The 26,319-nt window shown below is 58.6% G+C and carries 23 protein-coding genes; 19 read left to right on the forward strand and 4 right to left on the reverse strand.

From position 1 onward, the window contains the following. Positions 1 to 72: 72 nt before the first annotated feature. The gene (locus tag ACWGTI_RS27900; protein ID WP_454578034.1) at positions 73 to 798 is read right to left on the reverse strand and encodes a nitrogen fixation protein NifQ; all 726 of its coding nucleotides are present in this window, start codon (positions 796 to 798) and stop codon (positions 73 to 75) included. A gap of 908 nt (positions 799 to 1,706) precedes the next feature. Here ACWGTI_RS27900 and ACWGTI_RS27905 point away from each other — a divergent pair. Together ACWGTI_RS27905 and rpoN are read left to right on the forward strand one after the other, a co-directional pair. Further along, a complete protein-coding gene (locus ACWGTI_RS27905) occupies positions 1,707 to 2,312 on the forward strand; it encodes a redoxin family protein (RefSeq protein ID WP_454578033.1) in 606 nt (201 codons plus the stop codon). 2 nt (positions 2,313 to 2,314) lie between these two features. After that, on the forward strand, positions 2,315 to 3,748 hold the full coding sequence (gene rpoN / locus ACWGTI_RS27910) for an RNA polymerase factor sigma-54 (protein WP_454578032.1): 1,434 nt from the start codon (positions 2,315 to 2,317) through the stop codon (positions 3,746 to 3,748). Between the two features lie 172 nt (positions 3,749 to 3,920). Here rpoN and ACWGTI_RS27915 read toward each other — a convergent pair whose 3' ends face one another. Further along, positions 3,921 to 5,822: an ABC transporter ATP-binding protein gene (locus tag ACWGTI_RS27915; RefSeq protein ID WP_454578031.1), complete on the reverse strand. Its 1,902-nt coding sequence runs from the start codon at positions 5,820 to 5,822 to the stop codon at positions 3,921 to 3,923. Next, the gene (locus tag ACWGTI_RS27920) at positions 5,822 to 7,759 is read right to left on the reverse strand and encodes an ABC transporter ATP-binding protein (protein ID WP_454578030.1); all 1,938 of its coding nucleotides are present in this window, start codon (positions 7,757 to 7,759) and stop codon (positions 5,822 to 5,824) included. The genes ACWGTI_RS27915 and ACWGTI_RS27920 overlap by 1 nt, the downstream gene beginning before the upstream one ends. Before the next feature lie 887 nt (positions 7,760 to 8,646). On the opposite strand from ACWGTI_RS27920, the gene ACWGTI_RS27925 reads away from it, so the two are divergent. From ACWGTI_RS27925 to ACWGTI_RS27985, 13 genes are all read left to right on the forward strand, one after another. Then, positions 8,647 to 8,967 (forward strand): iron-sulfur cluster assembly accessory protein, encoded by a 321-nt coding sequence (locus ACWGTI_RS27925; protein ID WP_454578029.1) that lies wholly within the window; start codon positions 8,647 to 8,649, stop codon positions 8,965 to 8,967. Positions 8,968 to 9,043: 76 nt separating this feature from the next. After that, on the forward strand, positions 9,044 to 10,222 hold the full coding sequence (nifS, locus tag ACWGTI_RS27930) for a cysteine desulfurase NifS (RefSeq protein ID WP_454578028.1): 1,179 nt from the start codon (positions 9,044 to 9,046) through the stop codon (positions 10,220 to 10,222). 63 nt (positions 10,223 to 10,285) lie between these two features. Beyond that, a complete protein-coding gene (gene nifW / locus ACWGTI_RS27935) occupies positions 10,286 to 10,669 on the forward strand; it encodes a nitrogenase stabilizing/protective protein NifW (RefSeq protein WP_454578027.1) in 384 nt (127 codons plus the stop codon). Positions 10,670 to 10,848: 179 nt separating this feature from the next. Further along, a complete protein-coding gene (locus ACWGTI_RS27940) occupies positions 10,849 to 11,712 on the forward strand; it encodes an electron transfer flavoprotein subunit beta/FixA family protein (RefSeq protein WP_454578026.1) in 864 nt (287 codons plus the stop codon). 1 nt (position 11,713) lies between these two features. Next, on the forward strand, positions 11,714 to 12,823 hold the full coding sequence (locus ACWGTI_RS27945; protein WP_454578025.1) for an electron transfer flavoprotein subunit alpha/FixB family protein: 1,110 nt from the start codon (positions 11,714 to 11,716) through the stop codon (positions 12,821 to 12,823). An 11-nt stretch (positions 12,824 to 12,834) separates the two neighbouring features. Beyond that, a complete protein-coding gene (locus ACWGTI_RS27950) occupies positions 12,835 to 14,142 on the forward strand; it encodes an FAD-dependent oxidoreductase (protein WP_454590065.1) in 1,308 nt (435 codons plus the stop codon). Positions 14,143 to 14,153: 11 nt separating this feature from the next. After that, entirely contained in the window at positions 14,154 to 14,453 is a 300-nt protein-coding gene (locus ACWGTI_RS27955) for a ferredoxin family protein (RefSeq protein ID WP_454578023.1), read from the forward strand. A 246-nt stretch (positions 14,454 to 14,699) separates the two neighbouring features. Then, positions 14,700 to 16,385 carry a nif-specific transcriptional activator NifA gene (gene nifA / locus ACWGTI_RS27960; RefSeq protein ID WP_454578052.1) on the forward strand — a complete coding sequence of 562 codons (1,686 nt, stop codon included), beginning with the start codon at positions 14,700 to 14,702 and terminating at the stop codon, positions 16,383 to 16,385. 234 nt (positions 16,386 to 16,619) lie between these two features. Then, positions 16,620 to 18,071: a nitrogenase cofactor biosynthesis protein NifB gene (nifB, locus tag ACWGTI_RS27965; RefSeq protein WP_454578022.1), complete on the forward strand. Its 1,452-nt coding sequence runs from the start codon at positions 16,620 to 16,622 to the stop codon at positions 18,069 to 18,071. Positions 18,072 to 18,106: 35 nt separating this feature from the next. Continuing rightward, positions 18,107 to 18,301 carry a 4Fe-4S binding protein gene (locus ACWGTI_RS27970; protein WP_454578021.1) on the forward strand — a complete coding sequence of 65 codons (195 nt, stop codon included), beginning with the start codon at positions 18,107 to 18,109 and terminating at the stop codon, positions 18,299 to 18,301. Between the two features lie 70 nt (positions 18,302 to 18,371). Next, entirely contained in the window at positions 18,372 to 18,698 is a 327-nt protein-coding gene (locus tag ACWGTI_RS27975; RefSeq protein WP_454590066.1) for a nitrogen fixation protein NifZ, read from the forward strand. Beyond that, complete coding sequence (gene nifT / locus ACWGTI_RS27980) at positions 18,695 to 18,919, forward strand: putative nitrogen fixation protein NifT (RefSeq protein WP_454578019.1); 225 nt, start codon at positions 18,695 to 18,697, stop codon at positions 18,917 to 18,919. The genes ACWGTI_RS27975 and nifT overlap by 4 nt, the downstream gene beginning before the upstream one ends. Before the next feature lie 25 nt (positions 18,920 to 18,944). Beyond that, positions 18,945 to 19,835 (forward strand): SIR2 family NAD-dependent protein deacylase, encoded by an 891-nt coding sequence (locus ACWGTI_RS27985; RefSeq protein ID WP_454578018.1) that lies wholly within the window; start codon positions 18,945 to 18,947, stop codon positions 19,833 to 19,835. A 303-nt stretch (positions 19,836 to 20,138) separates the two neighbouring features. Here the strand turns inward: ACWGTI_RS27985 and ACWGTI_RS27990 are convergent, their stop codons facing one another. Continuing rightward, positions 20,139 to 21,071, reverse strand: coding sequence for a LysR family transcriptional regulator (locus ACWGTI_RS27990; RefSeq protein ID WP_454578017.1), 933 nt, complete (start codon positions 21,069 to 21,071; stop codon positions 20,139 to 20,141). Positions 21,072 to 21,565: 494 nt separating this feature from the next. Here ACWGTI_RS27990 and ACWGTI_RS27995 point away from each other — a divergent pair, with 494 nt between their 5' ends. The 4 genes from ACWGTI_RS27995 (at position 21,566) to nodC (ending at position 26,311) form a co-directional block, all read left to right on the forward strand. Then, complete coding sequence (locus tag ACWGTI_RS27995; RefSeq protein WP_454578016.1) at positions 21,566 to 22,315, forward strand: sulfotransferase; 750 nt, start codon at positions 21,566 to 21,568, stop codon at positions 22,313 to 22,315. Between the two features lie 1,313 nt (positions 22,316 to 23,628). Beyond that, positions 23,629 to 24,285: a NodA family N-acyltransferase gene (locus ACWGTI_RS28000; RefSeq protein WP_454590067.1), complete on the forward strand. Its 657-nt coding sequence runs from the start codon at positions 23,629 to 23,631 to the stop codon at positions 24,283 to 24,285. Next, positions 24,240 to 24,959, forward strand: a complete 720-nt coding sequence (gene nodB / locus ACWGTI_RS28005) for a chitooligosaccharide deacetylase NodB (RefSeq protein WP_454590068.1) — start codon at positions 24,240 to 24,242, stop codon at positions 24,957 to 24,959. Before ACWGTI_RS28000 ends, nodB begins: the two co-directional genes overlap by 46 nt. Continuing rightward, the gene (gene nodC / locus ACWGTI_RS28010; protein ID WP_454578014.1) at positions 24,956 to 26,311 is read left to right on the forward strand and encodes a chitooligosaccharide synthase NodC; all 1,356 of its coding nucleotides are present in this window, start codon (positions 24,956 to 24,958) and stop codon (positions 26,309 to 26,311) included. The genes nodB and nodC overlap by 4 nt, the downstream gene beginning before the upstream one ends. The last annotated feature ends 8 nt before the right edge of the window (positions 26,312 to 26,319 follow it).

Here is a 26,319-nt window from a genome sequence, read left to right on the forward strand (position 1 = left end):
GGCTCGAGAGCGCTGTCACAAGTGCGAAGCGAATGAACTTCCCTCCTCCCAGTAACACGGGCGGATGAAGCGTTAGCGGCCGCGTGCCTGTGAAGGAAGCGACTTTTCGTTCAGGCCTATGTCGTTCCTGATCCGCGCAAGCCTGCTTTCGTCTTCCTCGGAGCCAAAGCAGCTTTCGAAATCACTGCATTGGCGGCAACTGGGCGCGGTGCATATTGAAAAGCCTTCAGCTTCGCAGAGCATGCGGTAAAGGTACTTCTTCCATTTCATGTTCTTGGTGTTGCCGGCTGCCAGTGTCGGGAACTGCGTGGCGAGCAAGCGGCTGAGTTCGGCCCGGTTGAAAAGGCCAAGATCCTGCCAGAGATGGTCATCGCGCATGGCGCGCCGCGCGATGATTTTGGCAAACCGGGCGCTCGCCGGGTCTTCCGGCCGGGACTGCGCCAGCAGGAGGTCGCGCAGCAGTTGTTCCTCCATATCCGGCTCGACGTCGGTCGCCTCTTCCAGGGCGAAGGCACTGATAGGAACATGCGGGAAATGGTCGATCAGGATACCACGCAGTTCGGCGCGCGAAAGGCCGGTTGCCTCCGTCGCAGTCGCCTCGCTGGCATCGATCTCCTTGAGCGCTTTTGAGAGGACACAGGCAAGCACATACTCATCGAACCTTAGCGCCGGATCGATCGAAGGCCATTGAACGGCGCCGGGCGCGCATGCATGTGGAAGCCGACGGGGCCAATAGGGCGTTCGAACTCCGCCAGTGATGCCCGGTTTCCTAACGATGCCATGAGACTGACCTGACATTTCGCTCCTGCTTCGTTGGCCTCGATCACGACGTCATCCGCGACTTGAAAGCCTGCGTCCTACCGCTAGTGGCGAGGGATTCAAACGGCGTGCCAACTGCGCCGCCACCGACACAACGAGAACCTAGAAGGCATTTCTCGTGAGTTTAGTGGGAGCGCGGCGAGAACGCGGACGACACAAGCGTCACCGATTCCGACAAACCCGACATTGGGGTGTCGGTTTCAGCATCCCGAATGGTGGACAGGATTCTGCGCAGCGGACGCGGATTTCCGAGCCTTCCGACTGCCCTTGTCCGATGTCCGACATGCGACAAGCATACTGGAACCGCCTCCTTGTTCCGAAACGATTTCTCCCTTGGCACGGTAAATGCGTCGATATCGGCGAACGCTTGACGGACTAAGGAGATGAGCCTTGTTGCAACCGGAATGGCAATGCGGATGCGGCTTGCATACCGCGCATTTGGCAATGCCGCGCGCGGCGCACGCTTTGCGCGCCACCGCCGTTATTGACCGTGAAGCAACACATTTCCGGTGCGCCCAGAGATCGGCGGACGTTTGCGCCGGTTTGAGGGTCGGCCGGACAATTCATTTCGAGCGTGGTGACCATGCCGGTCGGGAGATTGTTGCTTTCGATGTATATCGCCGTCTTCGGCGCGACACACCGGCACCTTTTGCGCGAGGACAAACCGTTCCTCATCGGTTTCCCTTCCAGCGGCATGGCCGCCGAAGGCGTGCCAGAGGATCCAGGTCACCCAAATCACTGTTGTCGGATGCCGAAGAGCAGGAACTAGGGCTCCCCGGGGATTGGGAACGCCCAAGGCCTTCATCTCATCGCCGGTTGGCGGTCGGCGTTGCGTCGTCCCAACAGCGAAGTACCGCACCAGTTTCCCTTCTTGAGGAGCAACCTTGATGACCGTGAAAAATAAAATTCCGTTGGTTACCTTTCGCACACGTATTCGCGATGACTCTATTGGCGGGCCGAATCCATACCGTTGGGATGACAACACATCCGACGACTATTTCAGAGGCAAGCGCGTCATCCTGTTCTCGCTGCCTGGGGCCTTCACGCCGACTTGCTCGACTTACCAAGTGCCGGATTTTGAAGAGCTCTATGATGAGTTCGAGAAAGAGGGAGTTGAGGCGATCTACTGCGTCTCGGTCAATGACGCCTACGTCATGAATGCGTGGGGCAAGGCCTTGGGGGTGAGAAAGGTTCAGCTCATTCCGGACGGCTCGGGCGAGTTTACGCGCAAGATGGGTATGCTGGTGGCCAAGGACAATGTCGGCTTCGGTATGCGCTCCTGGCGTTACGCCGCACTCATCAACGATGGTGTAGTGGAGCAATGGTTCGAGGAGGAAGGTTTCTCCGATAACTGCGAGACCGACCCCTATGGCGTCTCGTCACCGCAGAACATTCTTGGCACCCTGAGGGGCGTTAAAACCACGGCCGCGGTACGGCCTGGTGGAGTCAACGTCTCAGGGCCAGTTGCGCACAGGCCAAGGGCATTGCGGTAATCATGAAGCCCTCAGCAAGCCTGCTTCTGAGCCAGAAGCAATCTCTGGTTCTAACACCTCAGCTCATTGAATCAATTCGCTTGCTGCAACTGGCGCACACGGAACTGCGCCAATTCGTAGAGCAGCAAGTCGAGAAGAACCCCTTTTTGGAGCTGGCTACAAACGACAGTGAGGCTGATGGTGACGGCTCGCCGATTTTGGGGGAGGATCCGCTCAGCGGCGAACGCGAAAACCCGGTTGATAGGCCTCTCAAAGCGGACTCTTCTGAGCGGCTAAGGCAACAGAAGTCAACGCACGACACATCCGCTGTCGGGCCCGGGGAAAACCTTACCGCGGAAACGTTTGTCGCCAATCCCGAAACACTGCACGAACATGTCGCCCGTCAGATCGCCCTCACTGCGTTGAACCCACAGGAGCGGATGATTGCCGGCGCGCTTGCCAGTCATCTGGACGACGCCGGTTATCTTCAGGTGGATCTTTTGGAGCTAGCCGGAATGCTGAACCTTTCCGTGGCTGTTGTGGAAAGGGTTCTAGCAACCTTGCAGCTTTTTGACCCACCGGGGATATTCGCGCGGGACCTCGGCGAGTGCCTGGAAATACAGTTGCGCCAAAAAAACCGGTTCGATCCGGCCATGACAACTCTGGTCGAAAATCTGCAGATGGTCGCTGACCGTGACTTCAAGGCATTGAAGCGGCTCTGCGGGGTCGATGATGAGGACCTTCTAGACATGCGGCACGAACTGCTTGCGCTCGATCCCAAGCCAGGTAACCGATTCCAATCAGGGGGACTGGAATCGATTGTACCCGATGTGTGGGTCCAGGCATCCGCCGCAGGTGGATGGAATGTCGAACTTGATCCGGACACGTTGCCCAGGGTGCTGGTCGACCAAATCTATTTCACCGAGGTCTCCCGACTTACCGCCCAAAATCCGAAAGATCAGGCATTCCTGAACGAATGCTTGGAGAACGCGAATTGGCTCGTCCGCAGCCTCGATCAGCGCGCCAAGACGATCCTCAAGGTGGCCGCTGAAATTGTCCACCAGCAGGATGCCTTTTTGAGACATGGCGTGGACCATCTACGGCCCCTCAATCTTAGAACCGTCGCCGAAGCGATCAATATGCATGAGTCGACTGTCAGCCGGGTGACGTCTAACAAGTACATGCTCACGCCGCGTGGCGTGTTCGAACTGAAGTATTTCTTCACCGTCGCGATCGGCTCTTGCGAAGGCGGCGGCGCCCACTCCGCCGAAGCCGTTCGTCATCAGATCAAGGCGATGATCGCCGCGGAAGATGCCGTCCTTTCCGATGAGGACATTGCCGTGCGGCTGAGGCAAAACGGCATCGACCTTGCTCGCCGCACCGTCATGAAATACCGGGAGGCAATGAACATCCCCTCCTCCGTGCAACGGCGCCGGGAGAAGCGTGGCTGGCCTTGATCAAATCTACCCACTGGTCCCGCGGCGAAAACTTCACAATCAAAGACGATGGCGTTCTTGATTGATGAGAGGTGGTTGTGGCCTATGTCCGGCCAAGGCCGCCCCGCCCGACGTGTTCGCTGCGCTGGGTGCTGAACCAGGTCCTGCAATTGCGTGAACAGCTGCCACGACATCAAGTCTGGTCCCCCCTTTGGGCGGCGACATCGGGTTGCTCCTCGGGAATGTTGTCGAACGACGCATAATTGAGGTTGTACAGTTTGAAGTACAGTCCGCCCATGGCCATAAGCTGATCGTGGTTGCCGGTTTCGATCACTTCTCCGTTCTGCAGCACGATGACGTGGTCGACATTGCGGATCGTGGCAAGACGGTGGGCAATCACCAAGCCAGTGCGGCCTTCAAGAAGCCTTGTTAGAGCCTTCTGGATCAGCATTTCCGTGTAGCTGTCGATATTGGCGGTCGCCTCGTCGAGGATGAGGATCTTGGCATCGGCCAGGAGAGCGCGAGCGAAACTGATGAGCTGGCGCTGACCGAGCGAGAGATTGCCTCCCCGCTCGGCCAGAGGGGCGTCGTAGCCGCCGGCCAGGTTCACAATGAAGTTATGGGCGCCGACAGCTTTGGCGGCTTCGATGACCTCGTCGCGCGTCGCGTCCGTCCTATGGTAGCGGATGTTGTCGAAGATCGTCCCCGTGAAGAGGAACGGCTCCTGCAGGACCATGGCGACCTGCCGTCCGAGCGAATCCTGGGTCAGGTCGCGCACATCATGTCCGCCGACCAGCACCTGGCCGCGCTGGACATCATAGAAGCGGTGAACGAGCGCCATGGCGCTCGATTTGCCCGAACCGGTGGGGCCCACCAGGGCGACGGTCTCGCCCGGGCTGATCTTCAAGGAAATGTTTTTCAGCACCGGATGTTTGGGATCGTAGCCGAAAGTGACATTCCTGAATTCGACCGAACCGTCCATCTGCGGCGAAAGCGCCTTGGCGTCCGGCTTGTCATGAATCTCGATGTCCAGGTCGAGCACCTCTGTCAGTCGTTTGCCGGAGGCCATTGCGCGTTGCATGACAGAATACTGCAGCGTGAGCGAGCGGATCGGGTCGAAGAAGCGCTGGATATAAAACAAAAATGCTATCGTCACGCCCACATCAATGCGGTCGTTCACGACCTTTGAACCGCCCACGACGATGGCGGCCAAGGCAAGGCCTGTGAGGGTATCGACGATCGGCACCGTGACCTGGGCGTATTTGGCCGCTGTCAGTTGGGTCTTGAGATTGGCACGGGCCTTGTCGTCATAGAGGACAAAATTGACCTTCTGGCGATCCATAGATTGGACGACCCGCACGCCATGAATGGCCTCGGCCAGCGCGCCATTGGCGGCCGCATTGGTCTCAGTCGCGGCCATGAAGGCATTGCGGGCGCTCGGCAGCCAGAAGATGCGGACGATGAAGAGGACTGGCAAGACCGAAAGCGTAAGGAGCGCCAACGACAAGTCCAGCCACAACATGACGAAGACGATGCCGAAAAGAAGGGCGATATCGCCCACCGAAAGCACTGATGTCTCGAGAAATTCCTGGATTGAACTGACATCGCCCTGGAGTCGCGACATTAGACGTCCGACCTCGGTCTGGTCCATAAAGGAAAGCGAAACCTTCTGCAGATGGCGGAACATGGCGCCGCGAATGTCGAAGAGCACAACCTCGACCATTTTGCCGATCACGCTCTGTTGCATGTAGCTGGCAGCGTAATTGGCCAGAATCGCGACAAAAAAGGCGCCAGCGGCCGCAAGCAGCGCAGATCGATCGCGGCTTCCCGGAGTGATAGCGTGCTCGACCGCGTAGCTAATGATCAGCGGGATGAGAAGCTGCACTCCGGCGCAGATCAGGACTGCGAAAACGGCGATGACAACCTTGATCCGGTAAGGCTCAACGAATGCCCAGATCCGCCGGACAATGTTCTTGTCAAAAGCCCGTCCGAACACCTCATCTTCCATCCGATGCGAGCCGACGACAGCGCGCGGCGGACGCGTACCGTCGCCGACATCGTTGCGTTCGCTTTCAACTTCGACGATCTGCGGCATCAGTTCGCGCCGTCATCATCGCGTGGGCGCCTCTGAAGATTGTGAAGGGCCTCGTAGCGCCCTCCCTTGACCAGAAGCTCTTCATGAGTGCCACGTTCGACGATCTCGCCATTTTCAACGAAAAGAATTTGATTTGCATGCATGACGGAACTCAGCCGGTGGGCAATGATGATGGTCACGCGGTCTTTGGCGAAACGGCGCATGGCGGAGCGAATGCGCTGTTCGGTAGCGGCGTCGATCGCTGCGGTCGAGTCGTCAAAAACAATTACTGATGGACACAACATCATCGCGCGGGCAATTGTGAGACGCTGGCGTTGGCCGCCCGAGAGGGAAACGCCACGTTCGCCCACGACTGTCTTGTAGCCAGCGGGCAGGCCCAGGATGTAGTTGTGCAGCTGGGCGAATTCGCTTGCGCCCTCGATCCGCGGTTCGCTGGCCCAGGGGTCTCCGTAAGCGATGTTGTTCTCTACCGTTGTGGTGAACAAGTACGGTTCTTGCTGCACGACCGCGACCGCCCTGCGAAGCGAGGAAAGGGTGATGTTGCGGATATCTTGCCCATCAAGCGTGATGCTGCCGCCGGTGACATCGTAAAAACGCGGGATCAAGTGAGCAATTGTCGACTTGCCCGAGCCGGGTGGACCGACGATAGCGACAGTCTCGCCTCGGCGGGCCTGGAAACTGATATTCCGCAGGGTTTGGCGGTTTTCAGCGCCAGGGTAAGCGAACGAGACATTCTCAAAACGCAAAGTGCCCTCGCTGATCTGGAGGGGGTTAGCGACGGGTGCATCCTTGATCGTGATGTCCAGGTCGAGGAAGCCGAACAGACGCGAACCGCATGTCGAAGCGCGAGCGAAGGCGTTGACCATCAACCCGATTTGGCGGACCGGCATTTGCAGGACGGTCATCAATGACAGGAACGTCGTGAGGTCTCCGACGCTGATCTCACCGTCGATGACCTTGTTGCCGCCAATCCAGAGGACCAGCCCCATGGCAAAAAAGAAGGAGAAGGTCATCGCCGAAGTGTTGCGCGCGTGAATGTCCACGCGTTCTTGGGAAAGTGCGAGCGCACTCTTGGACGCTCGATCGAACTTCAGCATCTCGTAGGCCTGCGCCGAAAAAGCGCGGACGACGCGAATGCCGCAGAGATTTTCCTCCATGACGCGGCTTAGAACCGCAAGCCGCCCTTGCAGTTCGAACCAAGTGGCGCGCAGCGTGAGCTGGCTGCGCGATGAGCGCCATGCGACGAACGGAACAAAGCTCAGCGCCAGACTACCGAGCACCAGATTGGTGGAGAGCAGAATGTAGGCGCCAATGCCGATTAGCATGGCCAGTAGCACGGCGCGGACCAGCGCTGTGGAGAAATACCAGCACACGCCTTCGACATCGAGCATGCAGATGGTGATCAGATCGGCTGAATGCCCCTGGTCATGAAAGGAGAAGCTGAGGCGCTGGATCTTCTCATAGCAGGCGAGCCGCAGCTCATAGGCGAAGTGGTGCCCGACCGATTCGGCAAAGTAGTTGTGCGCCAATGTGAAAAGGCCACGCAGCACAGTGATGGCGAGCAACAGGAGACCCCATACCCAAAGCGCTGGTTCGACCGTACCGCCGATCGGGACCTGGTCAAAAAGCACACCGAGCACTACAGGAATGAGCAACTGGAGGATTGCAGCGATGAAACTCGATCCAATCGCGAAGGCAACCTGCCGCCGGTGCCGCAAATTCATGCATGTTATACGCGTGAGCGTGCTCAGGCCCCGGCCCCAAACCGCCGCCTCCACATGCGCGAGCGAATTCCTCGGACCGGTTGCCCCGCCATCAGCATGACTGCTCACGGGCACAACTTCCAGATCTGGTTGCTTCAGCTTTGGTGAGCTAGTTGGGCGGCTGACCAGAACAAGCACCTGCTGGAGGACGATTACCCAAGGTTGGCGTTCCATTTTGTGTGTCCCCGGCCGTTGGATGTGGTGTGGTGAGCAAGCGAACGGCTGAGCTCGGCCTGGTTAGGACGCGAGTGCTTCGGCAGGTTGTTGTGCCCCCTCTTCGTGGAATGATCTTGCAAGCGACGGGTCGCCGGCCGGGCATGCGTCAGCATCCAAATCGGAATCGACACCTTCCATGGCGAAGACTGAAAGGAACAATGGAGGGAAACTGCGGAGCAGGATGTCCGCCTCCGCATGAAGACCAGGTGGCTCGATCGTGGTCGCCTCGGCCGGCTATTTCATCGTCAACCAGTTCGCTACCGGTCTCGAGGCGTTTCCGAAATGTCGACGCAGAAGCTGCGGTGTGCCGATGGAGTGGCCGGTGGCTCGCAGCTGACGATCAAGATATTTTGCTGAAGATCGAGGGGAGCGGCGAACCTGTTTTGGGAGGTGGCCAATGTAAATGCCACGTGGCCCATTGAATGGGAATCTGAGGCAGACCTGACATGATGCTGTCCTTCTTTCGTTGCGATGTCACGGCTGACATGAATGGCGGTCGCTTTCCTGCCGCCTCGCGACGAGGGAGCTTCAAAAGCCATGCCAATTGCGTCGAAAGACCTGACAGAACAGATCCTCATGTTATTCAATGACTTGAAGGGGCTGACTGGACACCGCGATGTTGTGGGCTCGACAAAGCCGACAGTGGGTGTTTGGTGCGCAGCTTTCTAGAGGAAGAGCCCTGCCCACGCCTTCCACCGGCTGCGTGGTGTGCGATATCCGATTTGCGTCATGCGATGTGCCGGCGCTAAAAACATTGCGGTGTTTTAGAAAACAACTTTCTCCTTGGCACGGTACATGCGTCGACATCGGCGAAGGCATCGCGCACTCGAAGAGAAAGGCATCCCATGATCACGCTCACCGAAAATGCTGTCGCCGCGGTGAGGACCGCGCTTTCCCAAGCCAGCGAGCCTGCGGAAGGTTTGCGCATCAAGGTGGAAGGGGGCGGCTGCGCGGGACTGAAATATCTCATGGGCTTGGAAAGCCTTGCGCGTGAGGGCGATGCGGTCATCGAGACAGACGGCGTCAGGGTGTTCGTGGACGTAGGCTCGCAACCCCATGTCGCTGGTATGACGGTCGATTTCGTCACGAGCTTCGAATCCTCTGGCTTTGTCTTCGATAACCCGAAAGCGCGGGAGAAATGCGCTTGTGGGAAGTCCTTCGGCTGATTGCCTGAGAGAAGAGACCCGTCAATGGTCGGGTCTCGCCCAAAGGGCGTGTTTTCGGTCAGCGAAGGAGAGCCTCATGAGGCCGGTCTATCTCGACAACAACGCAACCACACGAGTGGATCCTGAAGTCTTTGAAGCGATGCGGCCGCTGTTTATGGATCAGTTCGGCAATCCTTCGTCAAAGCACGGATTCGGCGCTGCCGTGAGCGTGGCCATGAAAAAGGCGCGCCAGCAGGTGCAAGCGCTGATCGGCGCGCAATTCGACGATGAAATCGCATTCACATCGGGCGGAACCGAAAGCAACAATGCGGCGATCCTTTCGGCGCTGGGGGTGATGCCGCGCCGGACAGAAATTGTGACCTCCGCGGTCGAGCATCCGGCCGTGCTGGCGCTCTGCGAGCATCTTGAGAAGACGTGCGACATCAAGGTCCACAAGATCCCGGTGGATGGCCGTGGCCGGCTCGACCTTGACGCCTATAAGGACGCCCTCACCGCGCACGTGGCAATCGTTTCGATCATGTGGGCAAATAACGAGACCGGCACGATTTTCCCGACGGCAGAGCTTGCTGAATTGGCCAAGGAAGTCGGTGCCCTGTTCCATACGGACGCGGTGCAGGCGGTCGGTAAGCTCCCGATGGACCTGAAATCAACAGCCATCGACATGCTGTCGCTCTCCGGGCACAAGCTGCACGGCCCCAAAGGGATCGGTGGGCTTTATGTCAAGCGCGGCGTGCGCTTCCGTTCTCTGATCAAGGGAGGGCACCAGGAGCGCAACCGGCGCGCCGGCACCGAGAATACCCCTGGGATAGTCGGGTTTGGCAAGGCAGCCGAACTTGCCATGAAATTCATGGATGAGGACAGCAAGCTGATAAGATCTCTCCGCGACGGCTTGGAGAGCGGGCTTCTCCAGCGCATTCCACACGCTTTCGTGACCGGCGATCCGCTGGATCGGCTCCCGAATACGACCAACATCGCCTTCGAGAATACCGAGGCCGATGGCCTGCTGCTTCTTCTCGATCGCGAGGGCATCGCCTGTTCCTCTGGCTCGGCCTGCAGTTGCGGCTCGCAGGAGCTCAGCCATGTCCTGAAAGCAATGAACGTTGCCGGCAGCGCCGCACAAGGGGCAATCCGCTTCTCCTTGTCGCGCTACAACAGCGGGAAGGATATCGACCGGGTGCTCGAGGTCATGCCCGCACTGGTGGCGAAGCTGCGCGACCCCTACCCGGCCTGCAACGGATACGGCGATGGGATTTGAATGCGGATCTTGGTGGAGGAGGAAGCCGAGCCCGAGGGACCATCATCACCAAGGAGTTTACAAATGAGCCACTGTTCCACCGAACGGCCAATCGTCGACGTCACCGACATTCTCACGCGGCTGAAAGGCTTGTCTGCTGCGGAGGAGTTCTTCGTGGCCCTTGGCGCCTTCTATGATCCGAAGGTGCTCAATGTCTCGCGGCTCCACATCATGAAGCGCATGGGCCAATATCTTGCCGAAGAGGATTTCTCCGGTCTCACCGACCAGGTGATCGCCGCACGCGCGCGCGCCACACTGGAACGCGCCTATGAGGACTTCGCGACTTCCTCGCCACTCAAACAACGAGTCTTCAAGGTACTGAAAGACCGCGACCCAAATCGGCCCGCCACGCCGGGCCTTGCCTTCGTCCCGTTCGATTCCGTCCTGAAGCCGTTTGGAAAGGAGTGAACGCGACACGTTTGCCATAAGACATGTCGTGAAGCCGACGAACCCGCCTCTCACGGACACGCCTCAAAAGCAGAGTGCCGCGTCTCCAACGTATAGCGACATGCCAAACGGTTGGCACGAATGGTGCTTGCAAGCAGATCAAGCACCAAGCCGTATCCCATAGAAGCCAGAGAGACCGCATGCATATCGTCGTCTGTATCAAACAGGTCCCGGACTCCGCTCAGATACGCGTCCACCCGGTTACCAACACGATCATGCGCCAGGGTGTGCCGACCATCATCAACCCATACGATCTGTTTGCCCTTGAAGCGGCACTGAGACTACGCGACGCAGACGGCGGCGAGGTCACCGTGCTCACTATGGGGCCGCCCATGGCAGAGGACGCGCTGCGCAAGGCGCTCACCTATGGCGCCGACCGCGCCGTGCTCCTGACCGACCGTTTTTTTGCAGGCTCCGACACCCTGGCGACCTCCTTCGCTCTGTCTCAGGCTATCGGCAAGATCGGGGAGACGTTCGGCCCGCCAGATATCGTCTTCACTGGCAAGCAAACGATCGACGGCGACACGGCCCAGGTCGGGCCAGGCATCGCCAAGCGCCTCGATCTCCTGCAACTCACCTATGTCGCGAGGATCGCCTCCCTTGATCTCGATGCGCGAGAGATCACGGTCGAGCGCCGCGGGGAAGGCGGCATGCAGATGCTGAAGAGCAAGCTTCCTTGCCTCATTACGGTGCTGGAAGGTGTCAACGAGATCCGTCGCGGCTCGCTGCACGATGCCCTGCGCGCCGCCCGCAGCCAGATCGTAAAGTGGAGTGCGGCCGAGGCTGGTATCGGGGACCTCGGCAAATGCGGCCTTCGCGGATCGCCAACTGTCGTGAAGCGTGTGTTCGCCCCGCCCAGCCGGGCAGAAAAGGCGGTGCAAATCGACACTGCAGACAAGGCGCTGCGTGATCTCGCCGACGAGCTGATTGCCGCAATTTTCGCGCGCCAGCCGGCGCTGGAACACGAATTGGCCTTCGAAGGTGGCTCGGGGCAAGGAGCTTAGGATGTCGCTTGTGAACCAAGAAACCCCGCCTGCCGCCAGTGGTCGTCCCGGCATGAAGAAGGATTTGCCCGAGCGTTTCAAGGATTACCGGCACGTCTGGGTTTTCATCGAGTTGGAGCGGGGCGAAGTCCATCCGGTTTCTTTCGAACTGCTGGGGGAAGGCCGTAAGCTGGCCGACAAGCTCGGCGTGCAGCTTGCGGGAGTCGTGCTCGGACCGCCGGGAGAGGCCTCACGGTATGCCGTCGCCCAGGCCTTCGCCTATGGTGCCGACCTTGTCTATATCGTGGAGGCGCCGCTGCTCGCCGACTACCGCAACGAGCCCTTTACCAAGGCAATGACTGACTTGGTCAATCAATACAAACCCGAGATCCTGCTTCTGGGTGCCACCATGCGTGGCCGGGATCTTGCCGGCTCCGTGGCGACCACCCTGCTGACGGGGCTCACGGCCGACTGCACCCAACTTGATGTGGATCCTGACGGTTCGCTTGCTGCGACCCGGCCGACTTTCGGGGGTTCGTTGCTATGCACCATTTATACGCTCAACTGCCGGCCACAGATGGCAACAGTGAGACCGAGAGTCATGGCGTTGCCGCAGCGTATGAAAAAGCCAGTCGGGCAGGTCGTCGAACACAAGATGTCGATGCTCGAAGAAGAGATCGTCACCAAGGTCCTTGGCTTCCTGCCCGATGCGCAGTCGGTAAAGGTGAATCTGGCCTATGCCGATGTCGTGGTTGCGGGAGGCCTCGGCCTGGGCGGGGCGGAGAACCTGCAGGTTGTGACGAAGCTCGCGAGGGCGCTCGGCGCCGAATATGGCTGTTCGCGCCCGCTGGTCCAGAAGGGCTGGATGTCGGCTGAACGGCAGATCGGCCAGACTGGCAAGACCATCAGGCCAAAGCTCTACATCGCGGCCGGAATTTCCGGCGCCATCCAGCACCGGGTGGGCATTGAAAGCGCCGATCTGATCGTGGCCATCAATACCGATCCGAACGCGCCGATTTTCGATTTCGCCCATATCGGTATCGCCGCCGATGCGATCCGCTTCCTGCCGGCGTTGACGGAAGCCTTCACCCGGCGGTTATCGCCGCACAGTCGCGACAAGCTTGCGAGCTAAGGGAGACGGCCATGGTCGAGGAAAAGTTCGATGCTATCGTCATTGGCGCCGGCATGGCCGGGAACGCAGCTGCTTTCACGATGGCAAGCTGCGGCCTGAAGGTGCTGCAACTGGAGCGCGGCGAGTATGCGGGCTCCAAGAATGTCCAGGGCGCCATCATGTATGCGAACATGCTGGAGAATATCATCCCGGACTTTCGCGATGACGCGCCTCTTGAGCGGCATTTGATCGAGCAGCGCTTCTGGATGATGGACAATACATCCCATGCTGGGTTCCACTATCGGTCCGACGACTTCAATGAGGCAAAGCCAAACCGTTACACAATCATCCGCGCCCAGTTCGACAAGTGGTTTTCGCGCAAGGTGCGCGAGGCCGGCGCGACCCTCTTGTGCGAGACGACGGCGACGGAGCTCGCATACGATATCACGGGCAAGGTCATAGGTGTTCGCACCGACAGAGCCGGCGAAAGGATTTTGGCGGACGTGGTCGTCCTCGCAGAAGGCGTTAACGGACTGCTTGGCACGCGGTCGGGCCTGCGCAAAACGCCGAGGCCAGAAAGCGTGGCTCTCGCCGTCAAGGAAATGCATTTCCTGCCCGAGGAGGTGATCGAGCAGCGCTTCGGGCTCAAGGGCAATGAAGGCTGCGTGATTGAGGCGGCGGGCACCATCTCCCGCAGCATGACCGGATTAGCGTTTCTCTACACCAACAGGGAATCGATCTCACTTGGCATTGGTTGTCTCGTTTCCGATTTTGCCGCCACGATGGAGAGCCCCTACGTCCTGCTCGACGCATTCAAGAACCACCCCTCGGTCCGGGCGCTGATCGCGGGCTCGGAGGTGAGGGAATATGCCGCCCATCTCATTCCCGAAGGTGGTTATAAGGCGATCCCACAGCTCTTCGGCGACGGTTGGGTGGCAGTCGGTGATGCAGCGCAATTGAACAACGCGGTTCACCGTGAGGGTTCGAACCTCGCTATGACGTCCGGCCGCATCGCAGGCGAGGCAATCGTCCAGGTCAAGAGCCGCAACGTCCCGATGACCAAGCGGAATCTCGTTCTTTACAAAACCATGTTGGACAAGTCGTTTGTCCTCAGGGACTTGCGAAAGCACAAGGACATGCCGGCCCTGATGCACACCAACTCGCATAATTTTTTCGTGACATACCCGCAGCTGATTTCTCTGGCCGCGCAGAACCTCGTGCGGGTCGACGGCACTCCGAAGATCGATAAAGAAAAAGCGACCACTGCTGCGTTCATAAAGGCGCGTTCGCGCTTGGGGCTGGTCAGGGACGCGATTCGCCTGGCGTTGGCCTGGCGCTGAGGGAGGGCAAAATGACGATCACAGTGCCGGCCGTCCGCGTCGAGGAAAAGTTATATCAGAACCGTTATCTCATCGATGCAGGGCGCCCCCACATCAAGGTGCGACCTCACGAAAGCCCAAGCGCGAACCTGCTCGCGTTGACACGCATCTGCCCTGCCAAATGCTATGAGCTGAACGCCACGGGCCAAGTTGAGATCGCGGCCGACGGGTGCATGGAGTGTGGCACATGCCGAGTGCTGTGCGAGGAGAGTGGCGAGATCACCTGGAATTATCCGCGCGGCGGCTTCGGTGTCCTCTTCAAGTTCGGATGACTCCGGCACTGACCCCTCAATGGTGCGCCCGGGCGCAGCTCGCGGTTGCGGCAACACGTCGCATCCGGCAGTTGTCAGGAACTCGTCAGTTTAAGGCGGCAGAGTCGATACTCTTCTTCGGCATCCGAAAATCCAGAATCTGCCGGTGGGGGAACACACGGAGCTGCTTCTATGGACGACACGATGCGCGGCAGGGTCGACGAAGTGGGACTTCCAATCACCCTGCCTGAACCAGACATAGGAAAGATGGATAAAGCAGATATTTCGCTCAGGGGACTGTACGAGATATCGAAGATCCTAACCGCCCCTGCCCGGCTTGAGACGACACTGGGCAATGTCGTCACGATCCTATCTTCATTTGTACGAATGCGTCATGGAGCAATCATTGTGCTCGGCGCTGATGGAGAGCCGGAGATCGCGGCAACGCCCGGCAAGGTCTCTCCAGCGCACTCCGCGACTCGCCGCGCCATACCACAGGCTGTAATCGACCAAATCGTCGCCACGGCGAGACCGGTCGTCATAGAGGACGTCAGCAAGTCGGAACTGTTTCAGTTTGATGTTGAAAGGGTGTCGAACGACGAGGCTGTTGACCTAGGCTTTGTCGGTATCCCTATAAGGGCGCAGCATGAAATCCTTGGAACATTGTCGATCGAGCGCCTCAAAGAAGAGCCGAGCTACGCTCACCATAACGAGGACCTTTGCTTCCTGAACATGGTGGCCGACCTTGTGGGCCAAGTTGTCCATCTTCACCGTGTACGAAACACTGATGGTCAGCAGGTGATCGAACAGCAAGCTGGACCGGGCAAACGGCGCGACGACGAAAAGGCCGAAACCGGTCGGTATGCGTCGGTCAAAATCGACGGAATTGTCGGGGAAAGCCTGGCAGTCAAGCAGGTTCTAGAAACGATTCCAATCGTCGCAAAGACCAATTCGACTGTTCTTCTGCGGGGTGAAACCGGAACCGGCAAGGAATTCTTCGCGCAAGCGATCCATAAGCTTTCGACCCGGAGGACGAAGGCCTTTGTCAAGTTGAACTGCGCCGCGCTCTCTGAAACAGTCTTGGAATCGGAACTGTTTGGGCACGAGAAGGGCGCCTTCACTGGGGCTATCTCGCAGCGCGCCGGCCGTTTCGAACTGGCGCATGGCGGAACCCTGTTGCTTGATGAAATCGGCGAGATTTCGCCTTCTTTTCAAGCCAAGCTGCTGCGCGTATTGCAGGAAGGCGAACTGGAGCGGGTCGGCGGCACCAGAACGCTAAAATTTGATGTCCGGCTTATATGCGCCACCAACAAGGACCTTGAAACGGCTGTGCTGAATGGGGAGTTCAGGGCCGACCTTTATTACCGCATCAATGTGATACCAATTACGTTGCCTCCGCTCAGGGAGCGCCCCGGAGACATTCGACTCCTTGCCGAAGTCTTTCTCGATCGCTTCAACAGGGAGAACAATCGCGATCTCACCTTCGCATCATCGGCGATTGATTTGATCTCGCAATGCCACTTCCCTGGCAACATCCGAGAGCTGGAAAACTGCGTGCGAAGGACGGCGACACTTGCCCGGTCGAAGACGATAGTTCCGTCGGATTTCGCCTGCAGGAATGGCCAGTGTCTTTCTTCGCTCATTTGGAAAGGAGCCGGCTCTTCGCAGGGTACAAATGCCGCCTCCGGGTTCGCCCGCAGCACCATGAACAGAGATGGATCGCCGCTGCCGGCCGGGCGCATTCTCGGCTCGGCTGCCGAGGTATGGTCGGCCGATCGGAGTGATCCCAATTGTCCCACGACGGGGCCACGCCTGACGGAACGCGACCGGCTGATCGACGCGATGGAAAAGGCCGGCTCGGTCCAGGCCAAAGCGGCTCGTCTCCTCGGCCTCACGCCGCGGCAAGTCGGCTATGCTCTACGCCGCCACGGTATCGAGGTGAAGAAATTTTAGACGAGCTTAACGTCTGAATGATGTGTTTCGGAGTGCCCGCCCCTGTGCGGACCAGAGACCAATCGCTCTGGCGATCCCATCCGCTTCTCCAATGTCGGAAGCCCGACAAATCCAGGCCGTAGGCAAGCCGACAAATCAGACGCGAAAAGCAGAGGTTTCGGGTGAATGTCGCTTTGGTGGTTGGCATAGCTCTTGCGGCTGGATGTGTAGGTCAGCCAGGAACAGAGCTATTCGATGTCGACACCGAAGATTTCGCGTGAAAGCGAGACCACCGCGAAATCGGCTGGATGCACCTCCTCAACGTGCGGCTCCTCGGCAAGGCCTAGCGACATGGAGCCGGCCATTTGGGAGAAGGTGAAGGACCATCCGTGCTATGCAGAAGAGGCGCACCACTATTTCGCGCGCATGCACGTGGCGGTCGCCCCGGCCTGCAACATTCAGTGCAACTACTGCAATCGCAAGTTTGACTGTGCCAACGAGAGCCGACCTGGGGTCGTCTCGGAAAAGCTGACGCCAGATCAGGCGGTGCGCAAGGTGATCGCGGTCGCCAATGAAGTACCGCAGCTTTCCGTGGTCGGCATCGCTGGACCGGGCGACGCCTGCTTCGACTGGAAAAAGACAAAGGCCACATTCAAACGCATCGTCAACGAAATCCCCGACCTCAAGCTTTGTATTTCGACCAACGGGCTGGCGTTGCCGGACCATGTCGCCGAGCTTTGCGACATGAATGTCGACCACGTGACAATCACCATCAACATGGTCGACCCGGAAGTTGGCGCGAGGATCTATCCGTGGATCTTTTACAAGCACCGCCGCTACACCGGGGTCGAAGCCGCCCAAATCCTGAACGAGCGGCAGATGTTGGGCCTGGAGATGCTGACGGCGCGCGGCATCCTGACCAAGATCAATTCAGTGATGATCCCTGGCGTCAACGACGAGCACCTGATCGAGGTGAATAAACGGGTTAAGGAGCGAGGCGCCTTCCTGCACAACATCATGCCACTGATTTCGAACCGGGAGCATGGTACCCATTACGGCCTGATCGGGCAGCGAGGCCCGAATGCGATGGAGCTGAAGGCTCTTCAAGATCGTCTAGAGGGCGGTGCTAAATTGATGCGCCATTGCCGGCAGTGCAGGGCCGATGCCGTTGGCTTGCTGGGCGACGATCGTGGCCAGGAGTTCAGCCTCGACCAGATCTGCGACGAACTCACCTATGACGCAAGCAGACGCGACGCCTATCGCGAGGTGGTCGCGCGCGAGCGCGGCGATCGAGCGGCGGCTAAAAGCGAGGCGACCAAACTGGTCAAAGGAACGGGTTCGGGCAAGTCACTTCTTATCGCCGTAGCCAGCAAGGGCGGCGGCCGCGTCAACGCACACTTCGGTCACGCGAGAGAATTCCAGCTCTATGAGGCCTCGCCGCAAGGGATCCGCTTGGTCGGGCATCGGCCGGTCGAGCAGTATTGCCTGGGTGGCTGGGGCGAAGATGCCACCCTAAAGCGCGTGATGGCGGCCCTCGAAGGAATAGACATCGTGCTGTGCGCCAAGATCGGGGATTGCCCGAAGGCTCAGCTCAGGGGAGCCGGTATCCGGGCCATGGATGACTATGGCTATGAGCATATCGAGACCGCGATCAGCACGGTCTACGCCGCCGAGTTTGGGGCCAAACCATTGGCCGCGACGGCCTGAGATCTCTCAATCAACTGACCAGGAGTTGAAGACAAATGACGTTCAAGATCATCGCATCCCAATGCACCCAATGCGGTGCCTGCGAGTTCGAATGTCCTTCCGGTGCGATCAAATTCAAAGGCGAGGCCTACGTTATCGACCCGGAGAAGTGCACCGAATGCAAGGACACCTTCGATGCACAGCAATGCGCCTCGGTCTGTCCCGTGGAGATGACCTGCGTTCCCGCCTAACGTCCGATCGGCTCGCGAGGCGCCTTGAGTTCTTCGTTCCAACCTCCAACTGCGAAAAGGAAGAACAGCTATGCCCCTCCGGCGAGAACAGGAGCTCGAAATCGGCAAACCTCCACGATTTGTGCCGGGTGAACGGGTCCGCGCCACCCGCCACATCAAGAATGATGGCACCTACCCTGGCAGGGAGGTCGGGGAAAACCTCGTGTTGAAGGGTGACGAAGGGTACGTGCGTGACATCGGCACCTTTCTCCAGCAGTTCTACATCTATGCGGTTGAATGGATCGGCCGTGGCACAGTCGTGGGAATGCGGGCGCGCGAAATGGTAAGCCTCGAAAATGCCGGGGCTTCTCGTAGCGCCGAAATTAGGTCTGCTCCTAGCAAGGGAGCAGCCGCATGAAGTTGATGATCCGTAGGACGGGCGCCGGCCTGTCGGCCTATGTTCCCAAGAAGGATCTCGAAGAGCCGATCATTCAGGTTGAGAATGAAGGCTTGTGGGGCGGGGTCGTCATGCTCAGGAACGGCTGGCGCTTCGTCTTGCCCGACCTTCCGCGAGATACACGCCTCCCCATCACCGTTGAGGCCAGGAAAATATCCGACGGGACTAGAACGGCGGGTTGACGGCATGAAGCCAAGAGGACTGAGCATGAAAACCTTCCCGCGCCATCTTTTAATCACTCGGGACAGCCATGCAGACACGCGGCTCGACCTGCTCAAGGGAGCGCTCACCGCCGACGCGATCATTCCTTACCTTGGCCCGGGTCTCCTCCAGCTCGGGTGCGCAAAGCCCGTTGTACCGCATACTCCGGAGGCAGTCGCCGCGGCCCTTAACAAGCGCGCCCCAACTCCATCCAAGATCCGCACCAATATGTGGTCTGTCGCACAGTTCATCGAGCAGAGCCGGCATCGACGGACGCTCCAGGGCTGGATGGCCGATATCTTCGCCGCGCCGGCAGCGCCGACGGTCCTCCACACCTGGCTCGCCACGCTGCCGCTCTCGCTCATCGTCGACAGTTGGTATGATGGCGCCATGCGCGCGGCCCTCGTCGCGACCGGCCGAACGGATGTCGTCGAGATACAAGGCGCCACGCGGGCGAACGAAATCGGGGACATTTGGACCAGAGCCTACGATTTGTCCGGACACGAACTTGAGGTGGTACCACCGGTTGAGACGGTCCTCTATGTTCCTCATGGCAGTGTCAGGCCGGCGGCAAACTTCCTGATCTCAGATTCCGACTATGTTGAAGCGCTGACAGACATCGATATCCAAACGCCGATCCCTGATCAGGTGAAGCAGCGGCGCAGCAATCGGGGTTTTTTTTTCGTCGGCTGCCGCTTCGACGATCAAATGCTGCGCACCTACGCCCGGCAGATCATGAAGCGCTCCGACGGCCCGCATTTCGCGCTGATCGATGGGTCGGTGCTGACAAGAAACGAACGCCGTTTCCTGGCAGCGTGCGCCGTCACAGTCATTGACATGCCGATAGGCGAAGCTGCGGCTCGGCTTGCCGGCTCGAGCCTGTCACCACCGGCATGATTGAGAGCCTGCAGCAGAACTGATCTCCTGCCATTTGCGGCGCTTCTGCGCCTTGGCGACGACTTGGTGCCGCAAAACCCAGATTTCGCCCAAGGTGCGATCGGGCAAACTTGGCGAAAGCGACGGTACATTGCGCGCGATCAGGTCGTGGCGTGACGATACCAGTCGAACCGGGCCGCCGCACGCTATTCTAAAGTCTCGGCAATTCCCACACCTTTCAGACAGGCCGCGTTCAGGACAAGTAGATCCGGCGCAGAGGCGCTCCTGGGTTCCAACTGCCGCAAAACGCCGATTGAGGAACGTTCAGACCTTGGCGATCTTGTGCGGCGGAGCCATGCGGGACGCCTCCTGAAGTAATATGTCCCGCATCCAGATGCTTGCCGAGTCGCTGTTGTGAATGGCAGGCCATTGCACGGTCTCCGCGAGTGGGGGAAGCGGCAATGGAAGATCAACGATCTTCAGCGGTATCAGTGGTGCGAAATATTCGACCAACCGTAAGGGTATGGTCGCTATCCGCTCCGTGCCTGATAGCATAGCGGGTACCATGCCAAAGCCCTGCACCACCACCTCGATACGCCTCTTGCGGCCGTGCTCGAGCAAAAACCATTCTTCGATGGAGGGCTGCCGCGTACGCCCGAATTTGACCGTGACGTGCCCCATGGACATGTATCGCTCAAACGTAAGCGGCCGCGATAACTGCTTGTTCGTGGCACAGCCGACGCACACGAGCGTGTCGTCAAACAGTGCTGCTCTGGGATGCTCGCTCGACATGAACACGTCCGGAAGAATTAGAAAATCGATCTCACCCCGTCGGAGAAGCTCGTCAGGGTGATCCATGAGAGGTACGAACTCGAAGCTGACGGCGGGAGCTTCCCGCGCGACACGCTCTACGACCTTTTGAAAATATATAAGGGTCATGAAATCGGACAGGCTGACTTTGAACCGGCGCTCCGACTGAACTGGGTTGAACCTGTCCCAGGAAATAATTGAGAGCTGGATGTGAAGCAGTGCCTCGCGGACCGCGGGGGCGAGATCTTCCGCGCGCGGAGTGGGGATAAGTTCGCGGCCCCTCATCGTAAATAGCTCATCACGGAAAAAGTCGCGCAACCGGGCGACAGCCGCGCTCATGGCAGGCTGGCTCAGATTGATGCTGCGTGCGGCAGCGGTGAGGTTGCGCTCGTTCATCAAAGCGTCAAGCGCGACGAGGAGGTTTAGATCTAGGCCCTTGAAGCGCATGCGCCGTTATCCATAGCGTGGATGGGATGCATAAAAACAATTGATTTTACGCGTGGTATGAGGACCTGCATAGAAAAATGTCAATCGCGAAAGTTACTGTCACACATATAACATGCCTGTTCGCTTGCCCTGGTTCCCGAAGTGTGTCCGAGCATCAACCGATGCGCACAACGCGCCCACAACAAGAGCTCCCGGGAGCGGTTTGGGGGACTGGCAAAGCTGCCCACGCAAATCGCGTGATGCGGCCTCGGCAGCAGCAGGAGGGAAGTGTCTGGATCCGCTTTCCTATTTCGCTGGGAATGTTCTTGGAAAAGACTGAGCTTGCCGACCACGTCGAACTCGCCACGATTCTTTCGAAACCCCTGCGGACTTCTGACGCAACGGCACCGAAACTGTGACCGCTTACACTGGCCTGCTGCACCGTTTCATCAAGACTGGTCCTGTCTATCTAGGTCCACACAACTTTCATGAGCAATATTGATCGGAGACACACAATGACACGACCCGTGCCGTCGCCTGGCCCATTTGTGATCCTTGCAATGCCAAGGACGGGCACGCACTACCTGGAAGAATTGCTGAACGAGCATCCGAACGTACTGAGCAACGGTGAGTTGCTCAACATCTACGATATGAATTGGTCCGATAAGAATCGCTTGGCAGGCAGCGATGACGCGCTTCTTGAGCTTGCCTACTTGCGCTACCCCAACGGAACCAACAAGGCGGTGACGCGCGTTGGTTGCAAGATCAACGAACCTCAGTTCAACGAGCGTCCGGACTTTTTTGCTGAGCTTGCCCGTTGGCCAGGCCTCAAGGTCATCCTCCTGATTCGCAAAAACACGTTGGAATCGCTGCGATCGCTGACACAGGCGAGGCAAACCCGGCAGTGGCTGAAGTTCAGTTCGGACAACGACGCCGCTCCATCCGTGAAACTGGGAATCGCCTGCTGCGAGGCTTATTTCAAGACCGCCGACGAATTCCACAATCGCGTCACGTGCTCCTTCGCGTCCACCCACTTGCATGTGGTCGAGTACGAAAGCCTTCTTGGCGAGCCCTTCACGTGCTTGGCACCGATCTGGGATTTTCTGGAAGTTCCACCGCTTGTTGGGCTCTCTGGTGAGGCTATTCTTAAGCGCCAGGAAGCTCGCCCCCTGAACCAAACGATAGAGAATTTCGAAGAGTTGCGACGCCACTTCGCAGGCGGACCTTACGCGAGATTTTTTGAACTCGGCGACCTGTCATCGTAGCGGCAAGCGGCGACCTCGTTAGGTTCCGCGGTTCCGGCACCCGAGCTTACCTGCCCTTTGCGACAATTGCTCAACTGTGCACTTGGGCAAAAACAGCGGCTCGACGGCAAAGGCGAGCCTGGGGTCAAAATCTGGACACCGTCATGGATATCGGCGATATCGGCCCGTCCTGTCCGTTTGAAAGAGCGCGATCGTGATACTGGGCATTCCCAATGTGGTGCCGACAAGAGAACCATCGAGATGTCCAACTTGACAAGCTTACCGCCCCCCCTCGCCAAGATCAAGCGGTCCGTCACTGCCTTGATCAGTCACGAAAAGCGCAATTCTCACAACGTTCAGGCGGTGGGCGAAACGAACGCCAAATTTGCCATCCACGCACTAAAGTCGAACAGCCCATCATCATGAACGCAAAGGTGGAAGCCAGAGACCTGCGCATCACCTGGGTCATGCACGACCTGGGCGACTGGGCATGCCGCCTTCGCCAGGCAGATGTAGGGGAAAATACTCGGCCAATTCGGATGGAAGTTGCAGGCAATTAGGAGCCAGGCACCCGCTGAACCGCCCGGCATTCCTATTCGACCCAATACAAGCCATAGCGAGGCACAAGGCGCGGCCTGCGCGGTGCTGACCGTTATGCTTCTGTGGCACCTGGAGCAGCGAGAGCTGAAGTCACGATGCGGCACCCCCCAGCAGATCACGACCAAGTCATTTTCCGGCAGCCTGCGGCCGCTCAACCCCGCCTTAGCTGATCTGGTACTCGCGCAAGAAGCGGCTGTGTGGGTCAGGTTCTGCAAAAATGGGCGGCCGTGGATTGCGACTTCGTCAGGATGTCGTCAGCAATGGTTTCTATGTTCGCCTTAATGATCGCTCGCCACCTTGCGACCCAAAGCTGGGAGATGGCCTTGTTCGACTCCGTGTCTCCAGCGACGGCGGGGAGCCTTGGTCGGCTGCGTGCATAGGCGCGATCGGCGGTCCAGAGTACAACAGGCCGTGTGTGTCGGAACGGGCGTAAGGCTGCTCGTGTCTCCTGAGGCTGCTCAGTGCTCAGCTGCCATCCATGTCTTGGATGATTTCCATCAAAACAATCGATTTTACCTATTTTAGCAAATGCTGCATTAAGTAGCTCGAAGATTACAATTGAAACCCAAATAAGCATTGCTGTCTAAAGCCTGAGTTCCAGAGGAACTCTGGCTGTGAGCGAGCATAAACTGAATGCCTATGTCTGTGTGGTGATGTTCTTCGCCAGTAGGCGCATGCCATATCGCGTTGATTGAACCTGCCAAGGTCCCGTTAAGCTCATCAGGCCAAAACCCATGTCTTTCGAATTTACTAAATTTGTGACGCGTGAGTCAAGGTATCAAGAAAGAACGAGTTGCTCCGTTCGCTCTCCGTTGAGCTGGAGGCTGTGTTGGGAGAATGAAATTGATCTTGACGAGCATGTGGGACTTTCTGCGTTCCTCCGCCAGGTCTACGGGCAGACCGGCAGTTTCAACGCAAAGCCATTCGAAGGCAGCCAAAGTTGGAGCGGCGCGAGGCCTGAGCTGCGTGCAATCGGCTACGACTCCAAGGGTGTAGCGGCTCACATCGGTCTGCTGCGCCGCTTCATCAGGATTGGCGCCGTCGATCTACTGGTGGCAGAACTTGGCCTGTACGGGGTGCGTCCGGATCTCGAGGGGCTCTGGATTGCTCATTCAGTCCGGGTCATGCATCCAGTACTGCGGGAGCTTAACGTCCCATTCGCCTTTGGCTCGGTTCGACCCGCACTGCAGAACCACGTTGCAAGGTTTAGCCGAAATGGCCTGGCGACGATCATGCCGGGGATCCGTGTGCGATCGACCCTTCCATGCGCGCGTCTGGACAAACCGCCAACCCGCACGGAGGACGTAGTCCTCATTGTTCTCCCGATTGCACAGCCGATGTCCGAATGGCCGGCCGGTACGATAATCGATCGGAACGGACCAGAGCTGTGAGACCCCTCAACTGCATATCCGAAGTCCATGATGAATGTGCTGACGGCATTGGCGGGCGCGCAGTTTATTTGACGTTTGACGACGGTCCTGATCCGGTTTGCACACCGGGCGTCCTCGATCTGCTGGCCGATAACCAGGTGTCGGCAACTTTCTTCGTCATCGGGGCGTATGCGGCAGACCGGCCCGAACTCATCCAACGGATGATTGCAGAAGGGCACCGGGTCGGCAACCACACGATGACGCATCCGAACCTGTCCGGATGTCGGCCTGCCCAGATACACTACGAGATACTCGAGGCAAACAGGGTCATTCGGATCGCCTGTCCCCAAGCCTCGGTGGCGCATATGCGTGCCCCGTATGGCAACTGGACCGATCAAGTCCTAACGCATTGTGGGCGCGCTGGTCTCATCCCGGTCCACTGGTCGATCGACCCCCACGACTGGTCTCGGCCCGGGGTCGACGCGATTATCGACACAGTCGTTGCCTCTGTGCGCCCAGGCGCAATAGTGCTTTTGCACGATGGCTGCCCTCCCAACGAGTTCAGGCCGGACACTCAGGCCGGTCTGCGGGACCAGACGCTGACGGCTCTGTCTCGTCTCATTCCAGAGCTGCATGAGCGGGGATTTGCCATCCGCTCCCTCCCCGACACCACTCAACGAAGTGAATTCCCATGACCCTGCTGGACGCAATCAGCACTGGTGCTGTCTCGACCTATGCGCTGCTCTCGGCCGCTTACAAAAGCATGCAGACGGTTTATGCTTCGCCGGCCGACCTGTCGTCGACCTCGGATGGCCAGGCCGGCTCCCATCGTCTGCCGAGCGTGGACGTCATCATCCCCTGCTACAATGAGAATCCGGGCACGCTCTCGGCCTGCCTAGCGTCAATTGCGGACCAAGACTATGGCGGAGAACTGCGAGTCTATGTGGTCGATGACGGCTCTGCAAATCGCCTTGCCGTGGGACCTGTTCACGACCTCTACGCGCTCGACGGGAGGTTCAACTTCATTCTGCTGCCGCAGAATGTTGGAAAGCGCAAGGCACAGATCGCCGCCATACGCCGCTCATCCGGAGACTTGGTGCTCAACGTCGACTCCGACACGGCACTGGCTTCCGACGTCGTGACGAAGCTTGCGCTGAAAATGAGAAATACACAGATCGGCGCGGCCATGGGTCAGTTGATAGCCAGCAACAGGAACGAGAATTGGCTGACCTGGTTGATTGACATGGAGTACTGGCTTGCTTGCAACGAGGAGCGCGCGGCGCAGGCTCGTTTCGGTGCGGTCATGTGCTGCTGTGGCCCATGTGCCATGTACCGCCGGTCGGCGCTTCTCATGGTTCTTGATCAGTACGAAACGCAGCTGTTTCGTGGGAAGCTAAGCGACTTCGGTGAAGATCGCCATCTCACGATCCTCATGCTGAAAGCAGGCCTGCGGACCGAGTACATTCCGGACGCGATTGCAGCAACGGTCGTGCCGGATCGGCTGCGGCCATATCTGCGCCAACAACTGCGATGGGCGCGGAGCACCTTCCGAGACACGCTGCTTTCGCTGCGCCTGCTACCCAGCCTCGATCGCTATCTCACGTTGGACGTGGTCGGACAAAATGTCGGGCCGCTGCTCCTCGCCGTCTCGGTAGTAACGGGGATCGCGCAGCTGGCGCTGACTGAAACAGTGCCTTGGTGGACAGGCGTCATGATTGCGGCCATGACAATGATCCGCTGCAGCGTGGCCGCGTTTCGTGCTCGCGAACTGCGATTTCTGGGGTTTTGTCTACACACGCCCATCAATCTGTTCCTTTTACTTCCGTTGAAAGCGTATGCGCTATGCACCTTGAGCAACAGCGATTGGTTGTCGCGTGACTCTGCTGCCACGGTTCCAATCGGCGGTGGCAAAGGCGTCCCGATCAGAAACCCCGATGTTGGTTCGAGGGCCACGGACTTGCCGGATAGTGCGGCGCCATCGGGCTGGCCTACTCTTTTGGGGGAGTTCTCGACGGTGGCATCATCTGGCATCGGCGCCCAAGAGTGATTGCCTGT

This window comes from Mesorhizobium sp. ArgA1 (genome assembly GCF_053714375.1).

Coding starts and splice junctions, on each gene's coding strand:
- ACWGTI_RS27900 (WP_454578034.1), bottom strand. CDS start 798: ATGTCAGGTCAGTCTCATGGCATCGTTAGGAAACCGGGCATCACTGGC.
- ACWGTI_RS27905 (WP_454578033.1), top strand. CDS start 1,707: ATGACCGTGAAAAATAAAATTCCGTTGGTTACCTTTCGCACACGTATT.
- rpoN (WP_454578032.1), top strand. CDS start 2,315: ATGAAGCCCTCAGCAAGCCTGCTTCTGAGCCAGAAGCAATCTCTGGTT.
- ACWGTI_RS27915 (WP_454578031.1), bottom strand. CDS start 5,822: ATGCCGCAGATCGTCGAAGTTGAAAGCGAACGCAACGATGTCGGCGAC.
- ACWGTI_RS27920 (WP_454578030.1), bottom strand. CDS start 7,759: ATGGAACGCCAACCTTGGGTAATCGTCCTCCAGCAGGTGCTTGTTCTG.
- ACWGTI_RS27925 (WP_454578029.1), top strand. CDS start 8,647: ATGATCACGCTCACCGAAAATGCTGTCGCCGCGGTGAGGACCGCGCTT.
- nifS (WP_454578028.1), top strand. CDS start 9,044: ATGAGGCCGGTCTATCTCGACAACAACGCAACCACACGAGTGGATCCT.
- nifW (WP_454578027.1), top strand. CDS start 10,286: ATGAGCCACTGTTCCACCGAACGGCCAATCGTCGACGTCACCGACATT.
- ACWGTI_RS27940 (WP_454578026.1), top strand. CDS start 10,849: ATGCATATCGTCGTCTGTATCAAACAGGTCCCGGACTCCGCTCAGATA.
- ACWGTI_RS27945 (WP_454578025.1), top strand. CDS start 11,714: ATGTCGCTTGTGAACCAAGAAACCCCGCCTGCCGCCAGTGGTCGTCCC.
- ACWGTI_RS27950 (WP_454590065.1), top strand. CDS start 12,835: ATGGTCGAGGAAAAGTTCGATGCTATCGTCATTGGCGCCGGCATGGCC.
- ACWGTI_RS27955 (WP_454578023.1), top strand. CDS start 14,154: ATGACGATCACAGTGCCGGCCGTCCGCGTCGAGGAAAAGTTATATCAG.
- nifA (WP_454578052.1), top strand. CDS start 14,700: ATGGATAAAGCAGATATTTCGCTCAGGGGACTGTACGAGATATCGAAG.
- nifB (WP_454578022.1), top strand. CDS start 16,620: ATGTCGACACCGAAGATTTCGCGTGAAAGCGAGACCACCGCGAAATCG.
- ACWGTI_RS27970 (WP_454578021.1), top strand. CDS start 18,107: ATGACGTTCAAGATCATCGCATCCCAATGCACCCAATGCGGTGCCTGC.
- ACWGTI_RS27975 (WP_454590066.1), top strand. CDS start 18,372: ATGCCCCTCCGGCGAGAACAGGAGCTCGAAATCGGCAAACCTCCACGA.
- nifT (WP_454578019.1), top strand. CDS start 18,695: ATGAAGTTGATGATCCGTAGGACGGGCGCCGGCCTGTCGGCCTATGTT.
- ACWGTI_RS27985 (WP_454578018.1), top strand. CDS start 18,945: ATGAAAACCTTCCCGCGCCATCTTTTAATCACTCGGGACAGCCATGCA.
- ACWGTI_RS27990 (WP_454578017.1), bottom strand. CDS start 21,071: ATGCGCTTCAAGGGCCTAGATCTAAACCTCCTCGTCGCGCTTGACGCT.
- ACWGTI_RS27995 (WP_454578016.1), top strand. CDS start 21,566: ATGACACGACCCGTGCCGTCGCCTGGCCCATTTGTGATCCTTGCAATG.
- ACWGTI_RS28000 (WP_454590067.1), top strand. CDS start 23,629: ATGTCTTTCGAATTTACTAAATTTGTGACGCGTGAGTCAAGGTATCAA.
- nodB (WP_454590068.1), top strand. CDS start 24,240: ATGGCCGGCCGGTACGATAATCGATCGGAACGGACCAGAGCTGTGAGA.
- nodC (WP_454578014.1), top strand. CDS start 24,956: ATGACCCTGCTGGACGCAATCAGCACTGGTGCTGTCTCGACCTATGCG.